The sequence below is a fragment of the Pantoea sp. V106_11 genome, assembly GCF_029967885.1.
In the GTDB taxonomy this organism is placed as follows: Bacteria; Pseudomonadota; Gammaproteobacteria; order Enterobacterales; family Enterobacteriaceae; genus Pantoea; species Pantoea ananatis.
Genome location: NZ_JASCAK010000021.1, coordinates 143,667 through 161,317 on the forward strand (window position 1 = coordinate 143,667; position 17,651 = coordinate 161,317).

Here is a 17,651-nt window from a genome sequence, read left to right on the forward strand (position 1 = left end):
TTATTGTGTAGCGGAGTCTTGCGAGCTGCCTGCGCTGTCGGGCACGGAGGCGCCCTCATCACGGCCCAGCTTTTTATAAACAATTTTCTGTGTGTCGTTATCACAATGGCCGACGACCTGACCGCCAGCCTGATCAACCTGATCGTTGGCGACCACATCCAGGCTAAAGCCTGATTCAGGCACGCCGTTTTGAATGATTTTCTGGCTGATATCCGCTTTTACAGATTCGCAGGATGCCTGAGCCAGCAGGGGGAAGGCTAAAAACGTCGCTGTCAGTAATGCACTCTTGATCTTCATAACCCTTTCCTTTTGTCATGCGTCAGTCATTACTATAGCCGAAATTTACGGCAATACCGGGCGGCCCGTGCGGCGGTCTAAGCAGCGCAGCGTATTGGGTTCCCAATAGGCATTCAGATTAGCGCTCTGTTCACATTTGTCGCGCGTGTCGAATGCGCGATCGGCTTTATCGAATTCTTTCTCAACCCGGCTGTTCACTTTGTTGCGCAGCATGTGCGTATCATTCCACTGCTCTTTACTCTGACGTGCCGCTTCGTTGCTCAATGCGCTGCTGCCGTTTTCAATAATCACGTGTTCGGTGTTCGCACTGACACGCATCGCGGTGGCAGAAAGCAGGGCCACCATCAGAACCGGAACCAATTTTTTCATCGTAATATCCTTCGGTTAACACTGTTTTACTCTTGGGTAAAACTATTGCATCAAATGAGAATAGTATACCATTGCCGATTACTTGCTCACCAGCTGTGTGCATGTTGTTTACCTGTCAGAGAGATTATTGTGCTGCTTAAAACCATGCTGCTGTTTTTTATCACCGCGCTGGCGGAAATCATCGGCTGTTTTCTGCCGTGGCTGTGGCTAAAGAAGGGGGCGTCCATGTGGCTGTTGTTGCCTGCCGCGTTGAGCCTCGTGTTATTTGTCTGGTTGCTGACCTTACATCCTGCGGCCAGCGGCCGGGTTTACGCGGCGTACGGCGGCGTCTATGTGCTGACGGCCATGCTCTGGCTGCGCGTGGTCGAAGGTGTCAAGCTGAGCGCATGGGACTGGAGTGGTGCGCTGATTGCGCTGAGCGGCATGCTGATTATCGTAGCGGGATGGGGCAAAGCGTAAAAGCCAGCCTTTGCGGCTGGCTTATCGGTCAGGGTTTATGCACTTTCAACCCTGCCAGCGTCTGGCTGACGGGCATCATCTCAAGCGTATTGATGTTGACGTGCTTCGGCAGCGTGGCCACCCAGTAAACGGCTTCGGTAACGTCTTCAGGCGTCAGGGCCGTGGCGCCCTCGTAGACCTGTTCGGCCTTGCCATCGTCCCCTTTAAAGCGCACGTTAGAAAACTCCGTACCGCCGACCAGGCCCGGCTCAATATCGGTCACACGCAGGGCCGTACCGTGTAAATCGGTGCGTAAGTTAAGGCTGAACTGGCGCACAAAGGCTTTGGTGGCACCATAAACGTTGCCCCCGGCATAAGGCCAGCTGCCGGCAATCGAACCAATGTTAATAATGTGACCGACGTTACGCTCTACCATGGCAGGCAAAACCGCGCGCGTCATATAGACCAGCCCTTTGGTATTGGTGTCGATCATATTTTCCCAGTCGTTCACATCTGCCCGGTGCGCGGGTTCGATGCCCAACGCCAGACCGGCGTTATTCACCAGGACATCAATATTGCGCCACTCGGCAGGCAGCTGTGTGATGGCCTCTTCAATCGATGCCCGGTTACGCACATCTAACTGTACGGTATACAGATTCTCACCCAGCTCCGTTTTCAGCGCCTTCAGGCGTTCAGCACGACGTCCACTGGCAATCACCTTGTGACCTGTTTCGATGAATCGGCGGGTAATGCTTTGGCCAAAACCGGCTGTGGCCCCCGTAACAAAAATAATCATCTCACTTTTCCCTCTTCCAGTTTCGTGATGTCTCCTCACCTTATCACGGCATTTTAGCCTGTGTCCGCTGAATTCCGCGGGGAGGCGCTTTTGCGCGTTTTTAGCGCACGCTGCCCCGAAATCGTGCAGAGAACGGGGCAGCAAGGTAACGTGGCAGGGTGCATTTTTACTGGCAACCGATTGCGTTGGATGAGCAACCGATTGCGTGGCGATTTTGTCAGCGAAAGCGTTGCGCAACAGGATGATCTTGATAAGCTACTGATAATAAAGTAATTTATCAGGCACTAATCTGGCATGCGTCTTGCAAAGTGTTTAAAGAGAGTACGAGATGAACAGGGCGACAACATCAGGCGCCCGGTAAGAGGAAACGATATGTCTACATGCCAGGACACGGCGATTCGTGCCAGTTTTTTTGATTTTGCCGCGGTGGCGAACGAGCCTGAGGCTATTCTGTCTCAGGCGCGTTATATCGAAGATGGTCTGCTCATTCTGCGTGAGGGCCGCGTAGTTGGTTTGCACCCCTGGTGTGATGTCAGCAGCAGTCAGGCAGCAGAGCGCGTTATCGATCTGCGCGGTAAGCTGATCCTGCCGGGTTTTGTCGACTGCCACATTCATTACCCGCAAACAGAAATGATCGGCGCCTATGGTGAGCAGCTTCTCGAATGGCTGAATCAGTATACGTTTCCGGTTGAGAGGCAGTACCGCTGTGCCGAGCATGCCGCGCAAATGTCAGCGTTTTTTCTCCATCAGCTACTGGCTAACGGCACCACCAGTGCGTTGGTTTTTGGCACGGTGCATCCGCAGTCGGTAGAGGCGCTTTTTAGCGCGGCCGAAGCGCTTGAGATGCGCATCATCGCCGGTAAAGTCATGATGGATCGCAATGCGCCTGATTACCTCACCGAAACGCCGGAGGAAAGCTATCAACATTCCCGCGATCTGATTGAGCGCTGGCACGGCCGCGGCCGACTGAGCTATGCCCTGACGCCGCGTTTTGCGCCCACCTCGTCACCCGACCTGTTAAAGAAAGTGCAGGCGCTGCGCACGGCTTACCCGGATGTCTGGCTCCACACGCACCTCAGCGAAAACCCACAGGAAGTAGCCTGGGTCAACGCGCTGTTTCCCGAACGCAATGGCTATCTGGACGTTTACCACCACTATCAGCTGACCGGCCGGCGAAGCGTCTTTGCACACTGCCTGCATCTGGAAAATCATGAATGGCAGTGTCTGCACGATACGGATTCCGCCATTGCCTTTTGCCCGACCTCAAACCTGTTTTTGGGAAGCGGCCTGTTTAATATCAAGCGCAGCTGGCAGCAGGGCATCAAAGTGGGCATCGGCACCGATGTTGGCGCCGGAACCACCTTTAATATGCTGAAAACGCTGGGCGAGGCTTACAAGGTCGGCCAGCTGCAGCAATACAGGCTGAGTGCTGCAGAAGCCTTTTACCATGCCACGCTGGGCGGGGCCCGTGCGCTGGATCTTGACCAGCACATCGGTAATTTTGCACCAGGTAAAGAAGCTGACTTTGTCGTGCTGGATCCCGCAGTATCGGCGCTGCAAAAGCTGCGTATGGGGAACTGCAAGGATATCTGGGAAAAACTGTTCGTCTTGATGACGCTGGGTGATGACAGAAACATCGTAGAGACGTGGGTTAACGGCCGACCGGTCTGGCAATCCACCACAAAGGAGAATGCCGCATGATTCAGTTTCTGGTTAACGACCAGCTCGTCACAGAAGAACGTATCGATCCCAATCTGACGGTACTCTCTTATCTGCGCACGCATCAGCGTCGCTGTGGCACCAAGGAGGGCTGTGCGTCCGGCGACTGCGGTGCCTGCAGCGTCACGCTGGGGAGCGTGGTGGACGGCAGGTTGCACTATCAGACCGTTAACAGCTGCCTGATGCTGGTCAGTGGATTACAGGGCAGGCAGCTCATCACCGTCGAAGATTTACGTGAAGGGAAAACCCTGCATCCGGCTCAGCAGGCGATGGTGGACTGTCATGGCTCGCAGTGTGGCTTCTGCACGCCGGGCTTTGTGATGTCATTGTTCAGTCTGCAAAAAAATCACAGCGACTGGGACCGGCAGCAGGCAGAGCATGCGCTGGCCGGCAACCTGTGTCGCTGTACCGGTTATCGTTCCATTATGGCGGCGGCCGAACAGTTGGTGACGCAGGCACAGCCGGACAGCTTTGATCGCTGTGAGCAGGGCGTGGTTGAGCGCCTGCGCGCGCTGGAGAATCAGGAGGTCCGGGTAATTCAGGACAAAGGCCGTCACTGTTACCTTCCCACCACCGTCGCGCAGCTCGCTGCGCTCTGTGTCGCGCACCCCGATGCCGCGTTACTGGCGGGCGGCACGGACCTGAGCCTGCTGATTACCCAACGCTACCAGGGCATTCCAGTGATGATTGCGCTGGGGCAGGTGGATGCACTGAAACACTGTTATGAGGACGACGCATCCTATCACTTAGGTGCCGCCGCCTCGCTCGACCAGATCGCAGCGTTTATGGCGACGCGCATTCCGGGAGTAACGGAGATGCTGACGCGTTTTGCCTCGCTGCAAATTCGCCAGCTTGGCACACTGGGCGGTAACCTTGCTAATGCTTCCCCGATTGGCGATGCATCGCCAACGCTGCTGGCATTAAACGCCTCTCTGCTGCTGCAGAAGGGCGACACGCAACGCACTTTGCCACTCAGCGCGTTTTTTACCGGCTACCGGCAGACCGTGCTGCAACCCGGTGAGTTTATCCATACCATCATTATTCCAAAAGTGACGGTGTCACCTGATTTTGTTGCCTGGAAGGTCTCGAAACGGCTGGATGACGACATTTCAGCCGTGTTTGCCGCTTTCAATATCCAAACCGATAACGGCATTGTGACAGCGGCACACATTGCCTTTGGCGGGATGGCGGCAACGCCGGTGCGCGCCACAGGCTGTGAGCAGGCCATGATTGGATCGGCCTTAACCGCACAAACGATAGCCACGGCCTGTCAGGCGCTGGAAGAGACCTTTGAACCGCTCAGCGACTTTCGCGCCAGCGCCGGTTATCGCCTGCAGGTGGCGAGCAACCTGCTGCGCCGTTACTTTTACCGTCTCAACGGATTGTCCCTGACTGAGGTAAGCCGCTATGTCCCATAATCGTCCGGCTCTGCCCGATTCAGCATTACCCATTGCTCATGCGCGCGACATCAGCAGCGGCGTGGGGCGCAGCAATAAGCATGAAAGCGCCGATAAACACGTGTCCGGCGAGGCGATATATATCGATGACAAAGCGGAGCAGCCCGGTCTGCTGCATCTCTGTCCTCGCCTGAGCGATCATGCCCATGCCCGTATCACTCACGTTGATGTCCAGCCGTGCTACGACGTCCCCGGCGTCGTCCGCGTCCTCACCTGGCAGGACGTGCCCGGCGTCAACGATGTCGGCCCGCTGCAGCCCGGCGACCCGCTGCTGGCTCAGGACTGCGTCGAATATGTTGGGCAAATTATTATTGCCGTGCTGGCCGACTCGCCGGATGCGGCCCGACAGGGCGTGATGGCGGCGGTGATCGAGTATGAGGTATTGCCCGCGCTGCTGGATGTAGAACAGGCACTGCTGCAGGGCAGTTTTGTGCAGGAGCCCCATATCCACCAGCGCGGCGACGTCGAGGCGGCGCTGGCCCGTGCGCCGCACCGCATACAGGGCGCGTTTCATATTGGCGGGCAGGAACACTTCTATCTGGAAACCCAAACGGCCATGGTGATCCCGGGTGAGGACGACGCGCTGCAGGTGTTCTGCTCCACGCAAAACCCCACGGAGGTCCAAAAGCTGGTGGCAGAGGTCATGGGCATCAGCATGAACAAGGTCACGATTGATATGCGCCGAATGGGTGGCGGTTTTGGCGGTAAAGAAACCCAGGCGGCGGGCGTGGCCTGCCTGTGCGCCGTCGCGGCAAGCCTGACCGGCCGGGCGGTTAAAATGCGCCTGGCCCGACGCGATGACATGCGGATAACCGGCAAGCGACATCCTTTTTACGTCCGCTATGATGTGGGCGTTGAAGACGATGGCCGGTTGTGTGGGGTGAAAATCGATCTTGCCGGTAACTGCGGCTACTCGCTCGATCTGAGCGGATCGATAGTGGATCGGGCCATGTTTCATGCCGATAACGCCTACTATCTGGGTGATGCGCGCATCACCGGCTACCGCTGTCGCACCAATACCGCGTCAAATACCGCTTTTCGCGGCTTTGGCGGGCCGCAGGGCATGGTGGCGATTGAGCAGATCATGGATCACATCGCCCGCGAGCGCGGTCTGGATCCGCTTACGCTGCGAAAACGCAACTACTACGGCAAGAACGAACGCAATATCACCCATTACCATCAGCAGGTAAAAGACAACCTGCTGGATGAGATTACGGCGCAACTGCAAACCAGCAGTGACTATGATGCGCGCCGCGCGGCGATCGCAGCCTTCAATGCCAGCAGTCCCGTACTGAAACGTGGACTGGCGCTGACGCCGGTTAAATTTGGCATTTCATTTACCTCCAGCTTCCTCAATCAGGCCGGGGCGCTGATTCTGATCTACACCGACGGCACGGTGCAGCTCAACCACGGCGGAACGGAAATGGGTCAGGGGCTTAACACCAAGGTGGCGCAGATTGTGGCGCAGGTGCTGCAAATCGAGGTCGATCGTATTCAAATCACCGCCACCGATACCGGGAAAGTCCCTAACACTTCGCCCACGGCGGCGTCCAGTGGCACAGATCTCAACGGCAAAGCGGCACAAAATGCCGCCGAGATATTGCGTGAGCGCATGACGACCATGCTGTGTACGCTGCACGGATGCAGGCCAGAGGCGGTGATGTTCAGTAACGGTATCGTTCGGGCTGCCGAGCACTATTACACCTTCGCCCAGGTCGCGCAGCTTGCCTGGCTGAATCAGGTACCGCTATCGGCGACGGGCTATTATCGCGTCCCCGGCATCCATTACGACCGTCAGGCCGGTCGCGGCGAACCTTTTTACTACTTCGCCTATGGCGCGGCCTGTTGTGAAGTCATTGTGGACACGCTGACGGGCGAATACCGGCTGCTGCGGGCGGATATTCTGCACGACGTGGGCGCGTCGCTGAATCCGGCCATCGATATTGGCCAGGTAGAGGGCGGCTTTGTCCAGGGGCTGGGCTGGCTGACCTGTGAAGAACTGGTCTGGAATGACAAGGGCCAGTTGATGACCGACGGTCCCGCGAGCTACAAAATCCCGGCAATCGCTGACGTACCGGCCGATATGCGGGTTACGCTGGTGGAAAACCGCAAAAATCCGCAGGACACGGTGTTCCATTCCAAAGCCGTGGGTGAACCGCCGTTTATGCTGGGGATAGCCGCCTGGTGTGCGTTACAGGATGCGGTAGCCAGCGTCGCCGACTATCGTCTGCATCCCGCGCTGGACGCGCCCGCTACGCCGGAGCGAGTATTCTGGGGCGTCCAGCGCATGGCGGGAGGCACCCATGATTTATCATGACTGGATAGCAATTTTGCACGACCTGCGCCAGAAGCGGCAACACTGCGTGCTGGTCACCGTGTTGCGCGATCGGGGTTCAGTCCCGCGTGACGGCGGCGCGAAGATGGTGGTGACGGCCAACGAAAGTTTTCTGACCATCGGTGGCGGCCATCTTGAGTTTCAGTGCATTGCGCAGGCGCGCACGCTGTTGGAAAGTGGAGAGCGTCGTCCTCATACCGAAGACTACAGCCTGGGCGCCCGGTTAGGCCAGTGCTGCGGCGGGATGACCACCATTCTGTTTGAACCGTTGATGCAGGCGCAGCCGGAAATCCTGGTTTTTGGCGCGGGCCACGTCGGGCAGGCGCTGGTCAGCCTGCTGGCTACGTTACCCTGTCACGTTAACTGGATTGACGGTCGGGACAATCAGTTTGCCTCTGTGCCACCCGGCGTCAGCGTGCAACAGCCCGACGATCCAATGGACTGCGTGGCCGCGGCGGCGGCGGGGAGCTATTATATTGTGATGACGCACCATCATCCGCTGGATCTTGCGCTATGTGAGGCTATTCTGCGGCGCGGTGATTTCCGCTACGTGGGCGTGATCGGTTCGCAAACGAAAAGTCAGCGTTTTCGCTACCGGTTGGAAGGCAAAGGCATTGCCGAAGACCGGCTGGCGCGCTTACGCTGCCCCATGGGCCTGCCCGATGTAAAAGGGAAACTGCCTGCCGAAATCGCCGTTGCGATTGCCGGGGAAATCATTGCGGTGTATCAGCAACAACGCGGTTAGGTTGTTCTGTAAGAGGCAACCTGCCACTATGAGACTCTGTGTTGTTCACCAGGAGCGCCTATGAACGCCCGTCAAAATCCTTTTTTTAACGTCAGCAGCTTGCCTTATCACACACCACCTTTTGATCAGATTCAGGAAACCGACTTTCTGCCCGCGCTTCAGGCCGGAATGGAAGAAAAGCGCCAGGAAGTTCTGGCCATCGCCACCAATCCGGAAGCGGCAAGCTTTTTGAATACCTGCGAGGCTCTGGAAAAAAGCGGTCAACTATTGACCCGTGTGAGCCTGGTGTTCAATGCCATGACCTCCGCCCACACCAGCCCCTATTTACAGCAGGTTGACGAGGATATTGCGCCACAGCTCACCGCGCTTAACGACGAAATAATGTTGAACCGGCCGCTGTTTTCACGCATCGACCAGGTCTATTTGCAGCGCAACTCGCTTGATGCTGAATCGAAACGCCTGGTCGAGGTGCTGTGGCAGCGCTTTCAACTGGCGGGTGCCAACCTGCCGGAAACACAGAAGCAGCAGTTAAAGGCGCTGAATCAGGAGGCTGCACGACTGAGTACGCAGTTTACTAATAAGCTGCTTGCTGCAACCAAGGCGGGCGGTTTAGTGGTCAATGACGTGCAGCAGTTAGCGGGGCTGAGCCCGTCCGATCTGGCCGTTGCTCAAGCGGCGGCGGCGGCACGAGGCCTGGAGAATGCCTGGCTGCTGGTGCTGCAAAACACCACGCAGCAGCCTGCGCTGCAGTCTCTGGAAGATCGCCCGACGCGCCAGGCGCTGTTCCAGGCCGCCATGACGCGCAGTGAGAAAAACGATGACAACGACACGCGAGCGTTAGTGCTGCGCCTGGCACAGGTGCGGGCAGAGCAGGCGAAGCTATTAGGGTTTGCCTGCTTTGCCGCCTGGCAGCTACAGGATCAGATGGCGAAAACCCCCGATGCCGCCTTTGCGTTTATGCGCAATATCGTTCCTGCGGCCCGTGCGCGGGCCGAGCGGGAAGCCGCGGCCATTCAGCAAACCATCGACAGCCAGCAGGGGAATTTTACCCTTGGCGCGTGGGACTGGAACTTTTACGCGGAGCAGGTTCGGCGGGCGCAGTACGATCTCGATGAAAGCCAGATTAAACCCTATTTCGAACTGAACAGCGTGCTGGAAAAGGGCGTATTCTGGGCCGCGACTCAACTTTATGGCATCCAGTTTACCCAACGTCACGACCTGCCGGTTTATCACCCCGATGTCCAGGTGTACGAAATCTTTGATACCGACGGCAGCGGAATGGCGCTGTTCTATACCGATTTTTTCAAGCGCGACAGCAAAGGCGGCGGCGCATGGATGAGCAACTTTGTTAACCAGTCCACGCTGCTCGACGAGAAACCGGTGATTTACAACGTCTGTAATTACACCAAACCCGCCAACGGCGAGCCTGCACTGCTGAGCTGGGATGACGTGATTACGCTGTTCCATGAGTTTGGCCATACGTTGCATGGCTTGTTTGCCAGCCAGCGCTATCCCAGCCTCTCCGGCACGGAAACGCCACGTGATTTTGTTGAGTTTCCATCGCAGATCAACGAGCACTGGGCCAGTGAGCCACAGGTGTTTCGTCATTTCGCCCGTCATTATCAGACCGGGGAGGCCATGCCAGCGGCGCTGCATGAAAAAATCATCAGAGCAGGCAAGTTCAATAAAGGTTATGAGATGACCGAGCTGCTGGCGGCCGCGTTACTGGATCTCCACTGGCATAGCCTGGAGGGGAAAACCCCGGTGCAGTCGGTCGACGCGTTCGAACAGCAGGCTTTACGCAGCGATGATATTGATCTGGCCGCTGTTCCACCGCGCTACCGTTCCAGCTATTTTCAGCATATCTGGGGCGGGGGATATTCTGCCGGCTATTATGCCTATATCTGGACCCAGATGTTGGCCGACGATGGCTACCAGTGGTTTGTCGAACACGGCGGATTAACTCGGGAAAATGGCGACATCTTTCGGCAAAAAATCCTGTCGCGGGGCAACAGCAGCGATCTTAAAGCGTTGTATGAGTCCTGGCGCGGCGGGGCACCTCAACTGGAGCCGATGCTAAAAAATCGCGGCTTAGCCGAATAAGCGAAAGGGCGGTTATACCGCCCTTTTTGACTATCCCAGCGGTCCACCTTCAATGGTTTCGCACAGTCCCGCCAGCACCCGTTCACCCGTTTCCGTTTTCAGCGACTGATACCATGCCGATGTCAGATGGGGATCTTTAGCATGCGTGATGTCGCAGCGTTTACGCGCTTTCAACACCAGATCCTTAACGCGTTCAACGCGGCGCATCTGGTAACGTAACAGCGCATCCTCAATGCCAAGCGAATGTGCAGACAATGCCGAGGCCAGTACAATCCCGTCTTCCATTGCCGCGCAACCGCCCTGACCAATATCCGGCGTGGTGCTGTGTGCTGCGTCGCCCAGTAAGACCACCCGGCCTTTTACAAAGCGGTGAAAAGGCTCGATGTCGTGAATCTCCACGCGGTTAGTGGTTTCCACATCAATTGCCGCGATGAGCTTCTGAACCGGTTCAGACCAGCCGCTGAAGTAGTGCTGCAAATCGTGCCGCATCGTTGATCGATCCTGCTCCAGCCCGGCGGGCAGCGGCACATCGAAAAAGAAGTAGAAGCGGTTGCCGCTGACCGGCATGAGAGAGACGCGTTTACCCTCGCCCACAAAGGTGGTCCATTGATCGGCAGGCGCGATGGACTCATCAACGCTAACCAGGCCGTTCCAGTTCACATAGCCTGCGTAGCGACGGGGCAGTTTTTCCCCCAGTACGTAATCACGAATAACCGAATGCGTTCCATCGGCCGCAACCAGAAAGTCACCCTGGGCCTGACTGTTATCTTCGAAGGTCGCGATCACGCCGCTGGCATATTGCTCCACCTGCACGATACGCTTGCCAAAATTCACCCGATGGCGGCCGTAAGCATCCAGCAGCATGGCCTGAAGCTCGGCGCGGGCAATGGGATAGGGAAACTCGCCCACCTGCTGCACCAGGGGGGAAAGGCTGAAACGGGTGAGGGTTTCACCCGAAAAGGCCTCTTTATAGGCCATATAGGCCATGTTGCCGCCCAGGGCGCGCACTTTTTCTTTCAGTCCCAATGCATTAAGGCATTTCACCCCGTTAGGCCAGACGGAAATGGCCGCACCAACGGGACGTATCGTTTTGACCGCCTCAAAAACCTCAGTGTCGAAACCTGCCTGTTCCAGAGCCAGCGCGGCGGTCATGCCACCCATCCCGCCACCAATGACGATCGCTTTCATATGTTATCTCCTGTGCACATATCAGTTATTTGCAACTTTTGTACCAGAAGCGCGACGCGCGGAGTGCGCGTCTGAATGGGGGCACGAAGGGTGAAAATGGCGCAGATGCACGGTCGCTGTGCAACAGGCTGCACCTGTCGGGTGCAGAGAAATCTGTAAACCACAGTAATCACATGTTTTTAAGATGTTACCTATGATCTGTTTCATATTCAGCGTGATATAGATCACGTTCGCACTCACTACGACTTCGGAACCCTTCATGAAAATCGGCATAAGTAATAATCACTATCCGGAGCAGCGCAATATTTTGGTCAATCCGGAAAACGACTACATTAACCTGAAAAAACGTAACGTTTTCTATTTCCTCAATCCGCTGCGTACGCGTTTACTGAAAAAAAATAAACGTTTCGTCTTCTTACCTGTCCCGTTTGCAATGGGGCAGAAGCCCGACATTCTCCATCTGTTCAATGAAGTGGCAATAACGCAAATGAACTGGGTCGCGACGTTTGAAACCGAGCTGCCGCGCGTTCTGCCGGTAGAAGGCGTGGCCAAACACGACAATCCAGAGCTGAAACAGCTGATCCCTTATTTGCTGAAAGATAACTGTTTCGGTCTGATTGCTATTTCAGAGGCGACGCTGCACATCCAGATGAAGCTGTTTAAACCGGATGTGGCGGCAAAAATTCGGGCTAAAACGCTGGTGATGCATCCGCCACAAACGCTGTTTACCCCGCAGAAAAGCGCACGTCACAGCGACAAAATCCGTCTGGTCTTTGTCGGCAATGAGTTTTATCGTAAGGGCGGGGCCGAAATTGTGCTGGCGCTGAGTGAGCTTGTCGAAGCGGGTCAGATCGATGCATCCCAGCTTGACGTGCAGCTTATCGGCGATTTGACTAAGCGTCATAACGTGGCACACCGTAAATTCCAGGACGACGAGGCTTTTTACCGAAATATCCAGGATCGTATCTCCCGCCTGAGCTTCGTCAGCCATCATGCGCAGATGGCAAACTCGGCACTCCTGAAACTGTTCCAGAACAGTGACCTCGGTTTGTTACCGACCTGGCAGGAAACCTACGGGTTTTCCGTGCTGGAGATGCAGGCGAGCGGCTGTCCGGTGTTAACCAGTAATGTGCGTGCTCTGCCGGAAATCAACCCGGCCAGTGCAGGCTGGACGATCGGCGGCGAGCTGAATGACGATCGTGAATATCAGGTCAACAGCGAAGCCGATAAAGATCGCCTGCGCCGGGCGCTGATCGACGGCATAAAATCGACCCTGCTGGACATTCTGGCACACCCGGCCTGCCTGACGGAAAAGGGAGAAGGGTCAATTTTACGCATTAAACAGCAGCATGATCCGCGTCAGTACGGCGTCCGACTTAACGATATTTATCGTCGCGGCGTTGTGGAATGTGTTGAACATCCGCCCGCGCTCTCAATTTAACAAGATTTATCAGACGTTACGCGTCAGAGTTACCATACTTAACTGACGCGTATCTCTGGAGATCGGTTATGAAATGTCTTTTTGCTTTGCTGCTGTCCTGCCTGATGGCCAGCAGCGCACTGGCACAACCCGCACACAGCTTTCCGGTGCGCGCGCCGCTTCCTCAACTGATGCCCATCGCCGCAAAATGTGATCTCTCCAGCTGTCAGACTCGCTGTTATGTTGAGCAATCTCATTGTAATACGCGTAATTCCGGTGCCTGTAGTACCCAGGCGCAGCTTTGCGTGCAATCATGCGCTGCTCAGTGTCATTGACGGCTCCCCGCCCTGGGCGAGGATTCCCACTTCACCGAGCCGAACCTGAACGGCGTTAAGCGATTTGGAATTTACAGGCTCTCCGTGAGCTAACACTGCCTGCCCGGCAGCTTTTCTATTACGGGCCGCGTTAATGTCGCGATCATGGTCGCGCGCTTATATCTCCGCCCGATTGGGCGAAGTCTTACGCGCAAACTGATGAACTGTCACCTGAATGAGTGCTGATGAAAATATATTTTACTGCATTACTCGTCGCCCTTAGCGCCAGCAGCAGCGCGACGGATTTATCCTCACAGGAGATTGCCTCGCGGGTTAAGGACGTGATTACGCCATTAATGGCGGAGCAGGGGATTCCTGGCATGTCCGTCGCGGTCCTGTATAAAGGCCGCCCGCAGTACCTGAACTTTGGCGTAGCGGATACCGCAACCGATCGACGGGTGACGGAAAATACGCTGTTCGAACTTGGTTCCGTCAGCAAAACCTTTACCGGCGTACTGGCTGGCGTGATGATACGTAACAGCGAACTTCGCCTGAACGATCCGGTACAAAAGTACTGGCCCGCGCTAAAAGGCCCGCAGTGGCAGGCGATCAGGATGGTGCACCTCGCCACCTACAGCGCAGGTGGCATGCCGTTACAGCTTCCTGCCAGCGTGGTCGATCAGGATTCCTTACTCCGTTACGCGCAGCAGTGGCAGCCCGGTGTCGCGCCGGGCATCCAGCGGCAATATTCCAATGTCAGTCTCGGCCTGCTGGGTTATCTCATGGTAAAGGGCGAGTTTGAAGAAGCCATGCAGAAGAACGTCTTTACACCGTTGCGGCTCACGCGCACTTTTTATACCGTTCCGGCGTCCATGATGTTCGACTATGCGTGGGGCTATAAAGACGGCCAGCCCGTGCGCGTCTCTCCCGGAATGCTGTCGGCAGAAACCTATGGAGTGAAGTCCACCGCGCGCGACATGATGACCTTTATGCAGGCCAATGCGAATCCCAACGGGTTATCGTCCGGCAATACGGTTTTACGCAACGGCATACTCACCGCACAGTCGCACTATTTAACGGCAGGTCAACTTTCTCAGGGGCTGGGATGGGAAATCTATCCATGGCCGGTGAAGGAGCAAACGCTCATCGACGCCAGCGACACGAAAACCGCGCTGGAGGCTCAGCCTGCCACGCTGGTGAACCCGGTAAAACCCGCGGACCGCGCCAGCTGGATCCACAAAACCGGCTCCACAAACGGGTTTGGGGCCTACATTGCCTTTGTCCCTCAGCTCAACAGCGGCATCGTTATGCTGGCGAATAAAAACTATCCCAATCCGGAACGCATTAAGGCGGCCGTGGCGATTCTCGACGCGTTACAGTAATGCCGAAAAGCAGGCAAAAAAATGGCCGCGCAGTGCGGCCATGGCGTATTAAAAACGATTACAAGGTTCCGGTTCCCCCGTCAGAGCACCATACCTGCCCGGAGGCAAAGCTGCACTCGTCCGACGCAAGGGTGACGTAAAGTGGGGCGATCTCTACAGGTTGGCCGGGGCGTCCCAGCGGCGCGTCTGCACCAAACTGTTCCACTTTCTCCTGCGGCTGACCGCCGCTCGGCTGCAGTGGCGTCCAGTACGGACCCGGTGCGACCGCGTTCACGCGAATCCCTTCCGGGCCGAGCTGTTTAGCCAGCGCTTTGGTAAAGGCGACGTTGCAGGCTTTAGTCTGCGCGTAGTCCAGCAGGATATCGCTGGGTTTAAAGGCCTGCACGGAAGAGGTGTTAATGATACAGGCCCCGCGCGGCAAATACGCCAGCGCGGCTTTCGTTACCCAGAATGGCGCATAGACATTGGTTTTAAAGGTGGCATCGAAATCTTCTGTGCTCAGCGTACGGATGGATTCATTAAACTGCTGACGTCCGGCGTTATTGACAAGAATATCCAGCCCGCCCAGCTTCTCGGCCGCTTCGTTAACCAGCGTCTGGCAAAAGGTTTCAGAACGCAGATCGCCGGGGATGGCCACAGCTTTGCGCCCTTCGGCTTCAATCAGTTTAATCACTTCAACCGCATCGGACTCTTCTTCCGGCAGATAGTTAATGGCCACATCTGCACCTTCACGCGCATAGGCGATTGCAACCGCCCGGCCAATACCCGAGTCGCCGCCGGTGATCAGCGCTTTACGGCCGGTAAGGCGACCATGTCCACGATAGCTTTTTTCACCATGATCGGGAGCAGGGTCCATCTCACTGGCTAATCCGGGTGCCTGCTGCGGCTGCTGCCTGAACGGCGGCTTCGGAAAGCGATCCGGGTCTTGAATGTGATTATTTGACGTCGTCATAGTGAACTCCTTGAACAGGGTGGTCAGAGAGTTTAAGCCTGGCACAGATGTGATATTTGTCACATTCAAATGCTTGTTTAATCCGTATTGGTAGATGAAAACAGGCTTTATGACGAGGGTTTGCCGACGATATTGCAGATAAGCGCAGCGGAAGTAGCAGAATATGTTGATTTTTCCTTAAGGGGGAGCGCCATCAGGCCAAAAAGAGCGCATCCTCTTTCCTGGCGACACGCACAGGTGAAGGCTAACGCATTGAATAAAAGGCGCTTATGGCATGAAAGAAGAGGGGAGATCATTGCATATGATAAAGGAGGACAATCAGGTGTGGGAAAGCGAAGGTAAATGTTTGTACAAATGTTTCTGGGATGTTACTCTGAGTGTCCCGGCCAGCATCACTTTATAGTTTGTGAAGTCTGGCCGGAAAGTTTTTCCCTGGTGTTGGCTGTTTCAGCGACCTGGCCTTGCAGGTCAGGTTTTTTTTTACCGCTAAACAACTCGAACCCATTGTAACCTCTGGCTGAATCATTGTAAGTTATTCTTAAGTATTATCTTACCTGTACTAAAGTGCAGGTTATGTCATCGTTAAGTAAAAGAAGCAGCATGGAGCCTGAATGTTTTCTTTTTTTCTTGAAAATCAAACAATAACGGATACGCTTCAGACTTACATACAGAGAAAGTTATCTTCGTTTGGCAGTCCTGAGTACGCTTACACTGTTGTGAGCAAAAAAAATCCTTCAAATGTTCTGATTATTTCCAGTTATCCTGACGAATGGGTTAGGTTATACCGCGCCAATAATTTTCAGTTAACCGATCCGGTTATCCTTACCGCCTTTAAACGCACCTCACCCTTTGCCTGGGACGAGAACATCACTTTGATGTCCGATCTCCGGTTTACTAAAATTTTCTCATTATCGAAGCAATACAACATCGTTAATGGCTTTACCTACGTGCTCCACGACCATATGAACAACCTGGCGTTGCTATCGGTCATCATTAAAGGCAACGACCAGGCCGCACTGGAACAGCGTCTTGCCTCAGAGCAGGGCACGATGCAGATGTTGCTGATCGATTTTAATGAGCAGATGTATCGACTGGCTGGCGCAGAAGCGGAAAGAGCACCGACGGTGAATCAAAACGCCGATAAAACCATCTTTTCTTCGCGTGAGAATGAAGTGTTGTACTGGGCGAGTATGGGGAAAACCTACTCTGAGATTGCCGCCATTACCGGTATTTCTGTCAGCACTGTAAAATTTCACATCAAAAATGTGGTGGTTAAACTGGGCGTCAGTAACGCCCGACAGGCTATCAGACTGGGTGTTGAGTTAGATCTTATCAGACCGGCAGCGTCAGCGGCCAGGTAGTTACGGCGACGGGCGCGCAGCCCGTACGTGCAACAATATCCCCACCCAACTGCTGTTTATCGGCTTCCCCGGCTGGCAGCGTCAGCAGATAAATACGCTCTTTTTCCGTCAGAAAAGCTTCTTTGACCACGCTGATTTGCCATCCGGACCGTTTCAGTATTTTCAGCATTGCCCGGCTGACTATTGTGTAGATATGCGTATAAGCATTATTCTGCGCCCAGTTAACCATGGCTAAAAACAGTACCTGGCTGACAGGATAGTGCTCACCCAGCAGTTCGCGCGCGCGGGCTTTATCAACAAAAAAACGGCTGGACTCGGTGCCGTAAGCGGGCAGGGGAACGTCGTCAAAACAGTGACGAAAGGTGTGGGTAATCATATTGGGGCGATCCAGGCAGGTAAAGCGGACACTGCACACTAACTGCCCTTCGCAGATACCCAGAATATAACGCGTCCCTGGGCCATCAAACTCATCCGACTCCATGCCCTGACTGCACACGACTTCCCATCCCAGGCGGTCGCTAAAAGTTTTTTTTCTGAGCTTATAAAGTTCTTCTGAACGTGTGGTTTGCAGCTCTTCATAACTGACGTCAAACAGTTCAAGCATTCCATTTCCTCTAAAAGTTACTGCAGCCCTCACGGCTATCCTGTACTGATTTTACTAACTTTTCACTCTGACGTTCAGCTAAATAACATTTATTCATCTGAAAATAGGGCTGCTCAGTCGTTCAGTGGGCAGGATAACGCATCTCGGGCGGTAAAATTCTCCCTGAAGAGA

Annotated in this window: 15 protein-coding genes; 9 read left to right on the forward strand and 6 right to left on the reverse strand. The window is 55.1% G+C overall.

Annotated elements, in window-relative coordinates; all coding sequences use genetic code 11:
* Entirely contained in the window at window positions 1-297 is a 297-nt protein-coding gene (locus QLG08_RS04815) for a DUF1161 domain-containing protein (RefSeq protein WP_110015140.1), read from the reverse strand.
* A gap of 45 nt (window positions 298-342) precedes the next feature.
* Window positions 343-666, reverse strand: a complete 324-nt coding sequence (locus QLG08_RS04820) for a DUF1283 family protein (protein WP_013025844.1) — start codon at window positions 664-666, stop codon at window positions 343-345.
* A 132-nt stretch (window positions 667-798) separates the two neighbouring features.
* Between QLG08_RS04820 and QLG08_RS04825 the strand changes: the two genes are divergently transcribed.
* Window positions 799-1,125, forward strand: coding sequence for a YnfA family protein (locus QLG08_RS04825; protein WP_238493455.1), 327 nt, complete (start codon window positions 799-801; stop codon window positions 1,123-1,125).
* A gap of 28 nt (window positions 1,126-1,153) precedes the next feature.
* Here QLG08_RS04825 and ydfG read toward each other — a convergent pair whose 3' ends face one another.
* Window positions 1,154-1,900: a bifunctional NADP-dependent 3-hydroxy acid dehydrogenase/3-hydroxypropionate dehydrogenase YdfG gene (gene ydfG / locus QLG08_RS04830; protein WP_014605789.1), complete on the reverse strand. Its 747-nt coding sequence runs from the start codon at window positions 1,898-1,900 to the stop codon at window positions 1,154-1,156.
* 372 nt (window positions 1,901-2,272) lie between these two features.
* On the opposite strand from ydfG, the gene guaD reads away from it, so the two are divergent.
* The 5 genes from guaD to dcp are packed head-to-tail and all read left to right on the forward strand — an operon-like array spanning window position 2,273 to window position 10,259.
* Complete coding sequence (gene guaD / locus QLG08_RS04835; RefSeq protein WP_238493370.1) at window positions 2,273-3,601, forward strand: guanine deaminase; 1,329 nt, start codon at window positions 2,273-2,275, stop codon at window positions 3,599-3,601.
* Window positions 3,598-5,037: a xanthine dehydrogenase small subunit gene (gene xdhA, locus QLG08_RS04840; RefSeq protein ID WP_238493369.1), complete on the forward strand. Its 1,440-nt coding sequence runs from the start codon at window positions 3,598-3,600 to the stop codon at window positions 5,035-5,037. Before guaD ends, xdhA begins: the two co-directional genes overlap by 4 nt.
* Window positions 5,027-7,393 carry a xanthine dehydrogenase molybdopterin binding subunit gene (xdhB, locus tag QLG08_RS04845; protein ID WP_238493368.1) on the forward strand — a complete coding sequence of 789 codons (2,367 nt, stop codon included), beginning with the start codon at window positions 5,027-5,029 and terminating at the stop codon, window positions 7,391-7,393. The genes xdhA and xdhB overlap by 11 nt, the downstream gene beginning before the upstream one ends.
* Window positions 7,380-8,156, forward strand: coding sequence for a xanthine dehydrogenase accessory protein XdhC (gene xdhC / locus QLG08_RS04850; RefSeq protein ID WP_104933398.1), 777 nt, complete (start codon window positions 7,380-7,382; stop codon window positions 8,154-8,156). The genes xdhB and xdhC overlap by 14 nt, the downstream gene beginning before the upstream one ends.
* A 60-nt stretch (window positions 8,157-8,216) precedes the next feature.
* A complete protein-coding gene (dcp, locus tag QLG08_RS04855; protein ID WP_104933397.1) occupies window positions 8,217-10,259 on the forward strand; it encodes a peptidyl-dipeptidase Dcp in 2,043 nt (680 codons plus the stop codon).
* 30 nt (window positions 10,260-10,289) lie between these two features.
* Here the strand turns inward: dcp and hpxO are convergent, their stop codons facing one another.
* A complete protein-coding gene (gene hpxO / locus QLG08_RS04860; RefSeq protein WP_013025837.1) occupies window positions 10,290-11,447 on the reverse strand; it encodes an FAD-dependent urate hydroxylase HpxO in 1,158 nt (385 codons plus the stop codon).
* A 259-nt stretch (window positions 11,448-11,706) separates the two neighbouring features.
* Here hpxO and QLG08_RS04865 point away from each other — a divergent pair, with 259 nt between their 5' ends.
* Window positions 11,707-12,888 (forward strand): glycosyltransferase, encoded by a 1,182-nt coding sequence (locus tag QLG08_RS04865; protein WP_238493367.1) that lies wholly within the window; start codon window positions 11,707-11,709, stop codon window positions 12,886-12,888.
* Window positions 12,889-13,426: 538 nt separating this feature from the next.
* Window positions 13,427-14,563 (forward strand): class C beta-lactamase, encoded by a 1,137-nt coding sequence (ampC, locus tag QLG08_RS04870; RefSeq protein WP_110286766.1) that lies wholly within the window; start codon window positions 13,427-13,429, stop codon window positions 14,561-14,563.
* Window positions 14,564-14,621: 58 nt separating this feature from the next.
* On the opposite strand, the gene QLG08_RS04875 is transcribed toward ampC, so the two are convergent.
* On the reverse strand, window positions 14,622-15,515 hold the full coding sequence (locus QLG08_RS04875) for an SDR family oxidoreductase (protein ID WP_014593760.1): 894 nt from the start codon (window positions 15,513-15,515) through the stop codon (window positions 14,622-14,624).
* Between the two features lie 611 nt (window positions 15,516-16,126).
* Between QLG08_RS04875 and QLG08_RS04880 the strand changes: the two genes are divergently transcribed.
* Entirely contained in the window at window positions 16,127-16,876 is a 750-nt protein-coding gene (locus tag QLG08_RS04880) for a LuxR family transcriptional regulator (protein WP_013025833.1), read from the forward strand.
* Here the strand turns inward: QLG08_RS04880 and QLG08_RS04885 are convergent.
* Window positions 16,848-17,480 carry an acyl-homoserine-lactone synthase gene (locus QLG08_RS04885; RefSeq protein ID WP_014593759.1) on the reverse strand — a complete coding sequence of 211 codons (633 nt, stop codon included), beginning with the start codon at window positions 17,478-17,480 and terminating at the stop codon, window positions 16,848-16,850. The two genes, QLG08_RS04880 and QLG08_RS04885, sit on opposite strands and share 29 nt — an antisense overlap.
* Window positions 17,481-17,651: the final 171 nt, after the last annotated feature.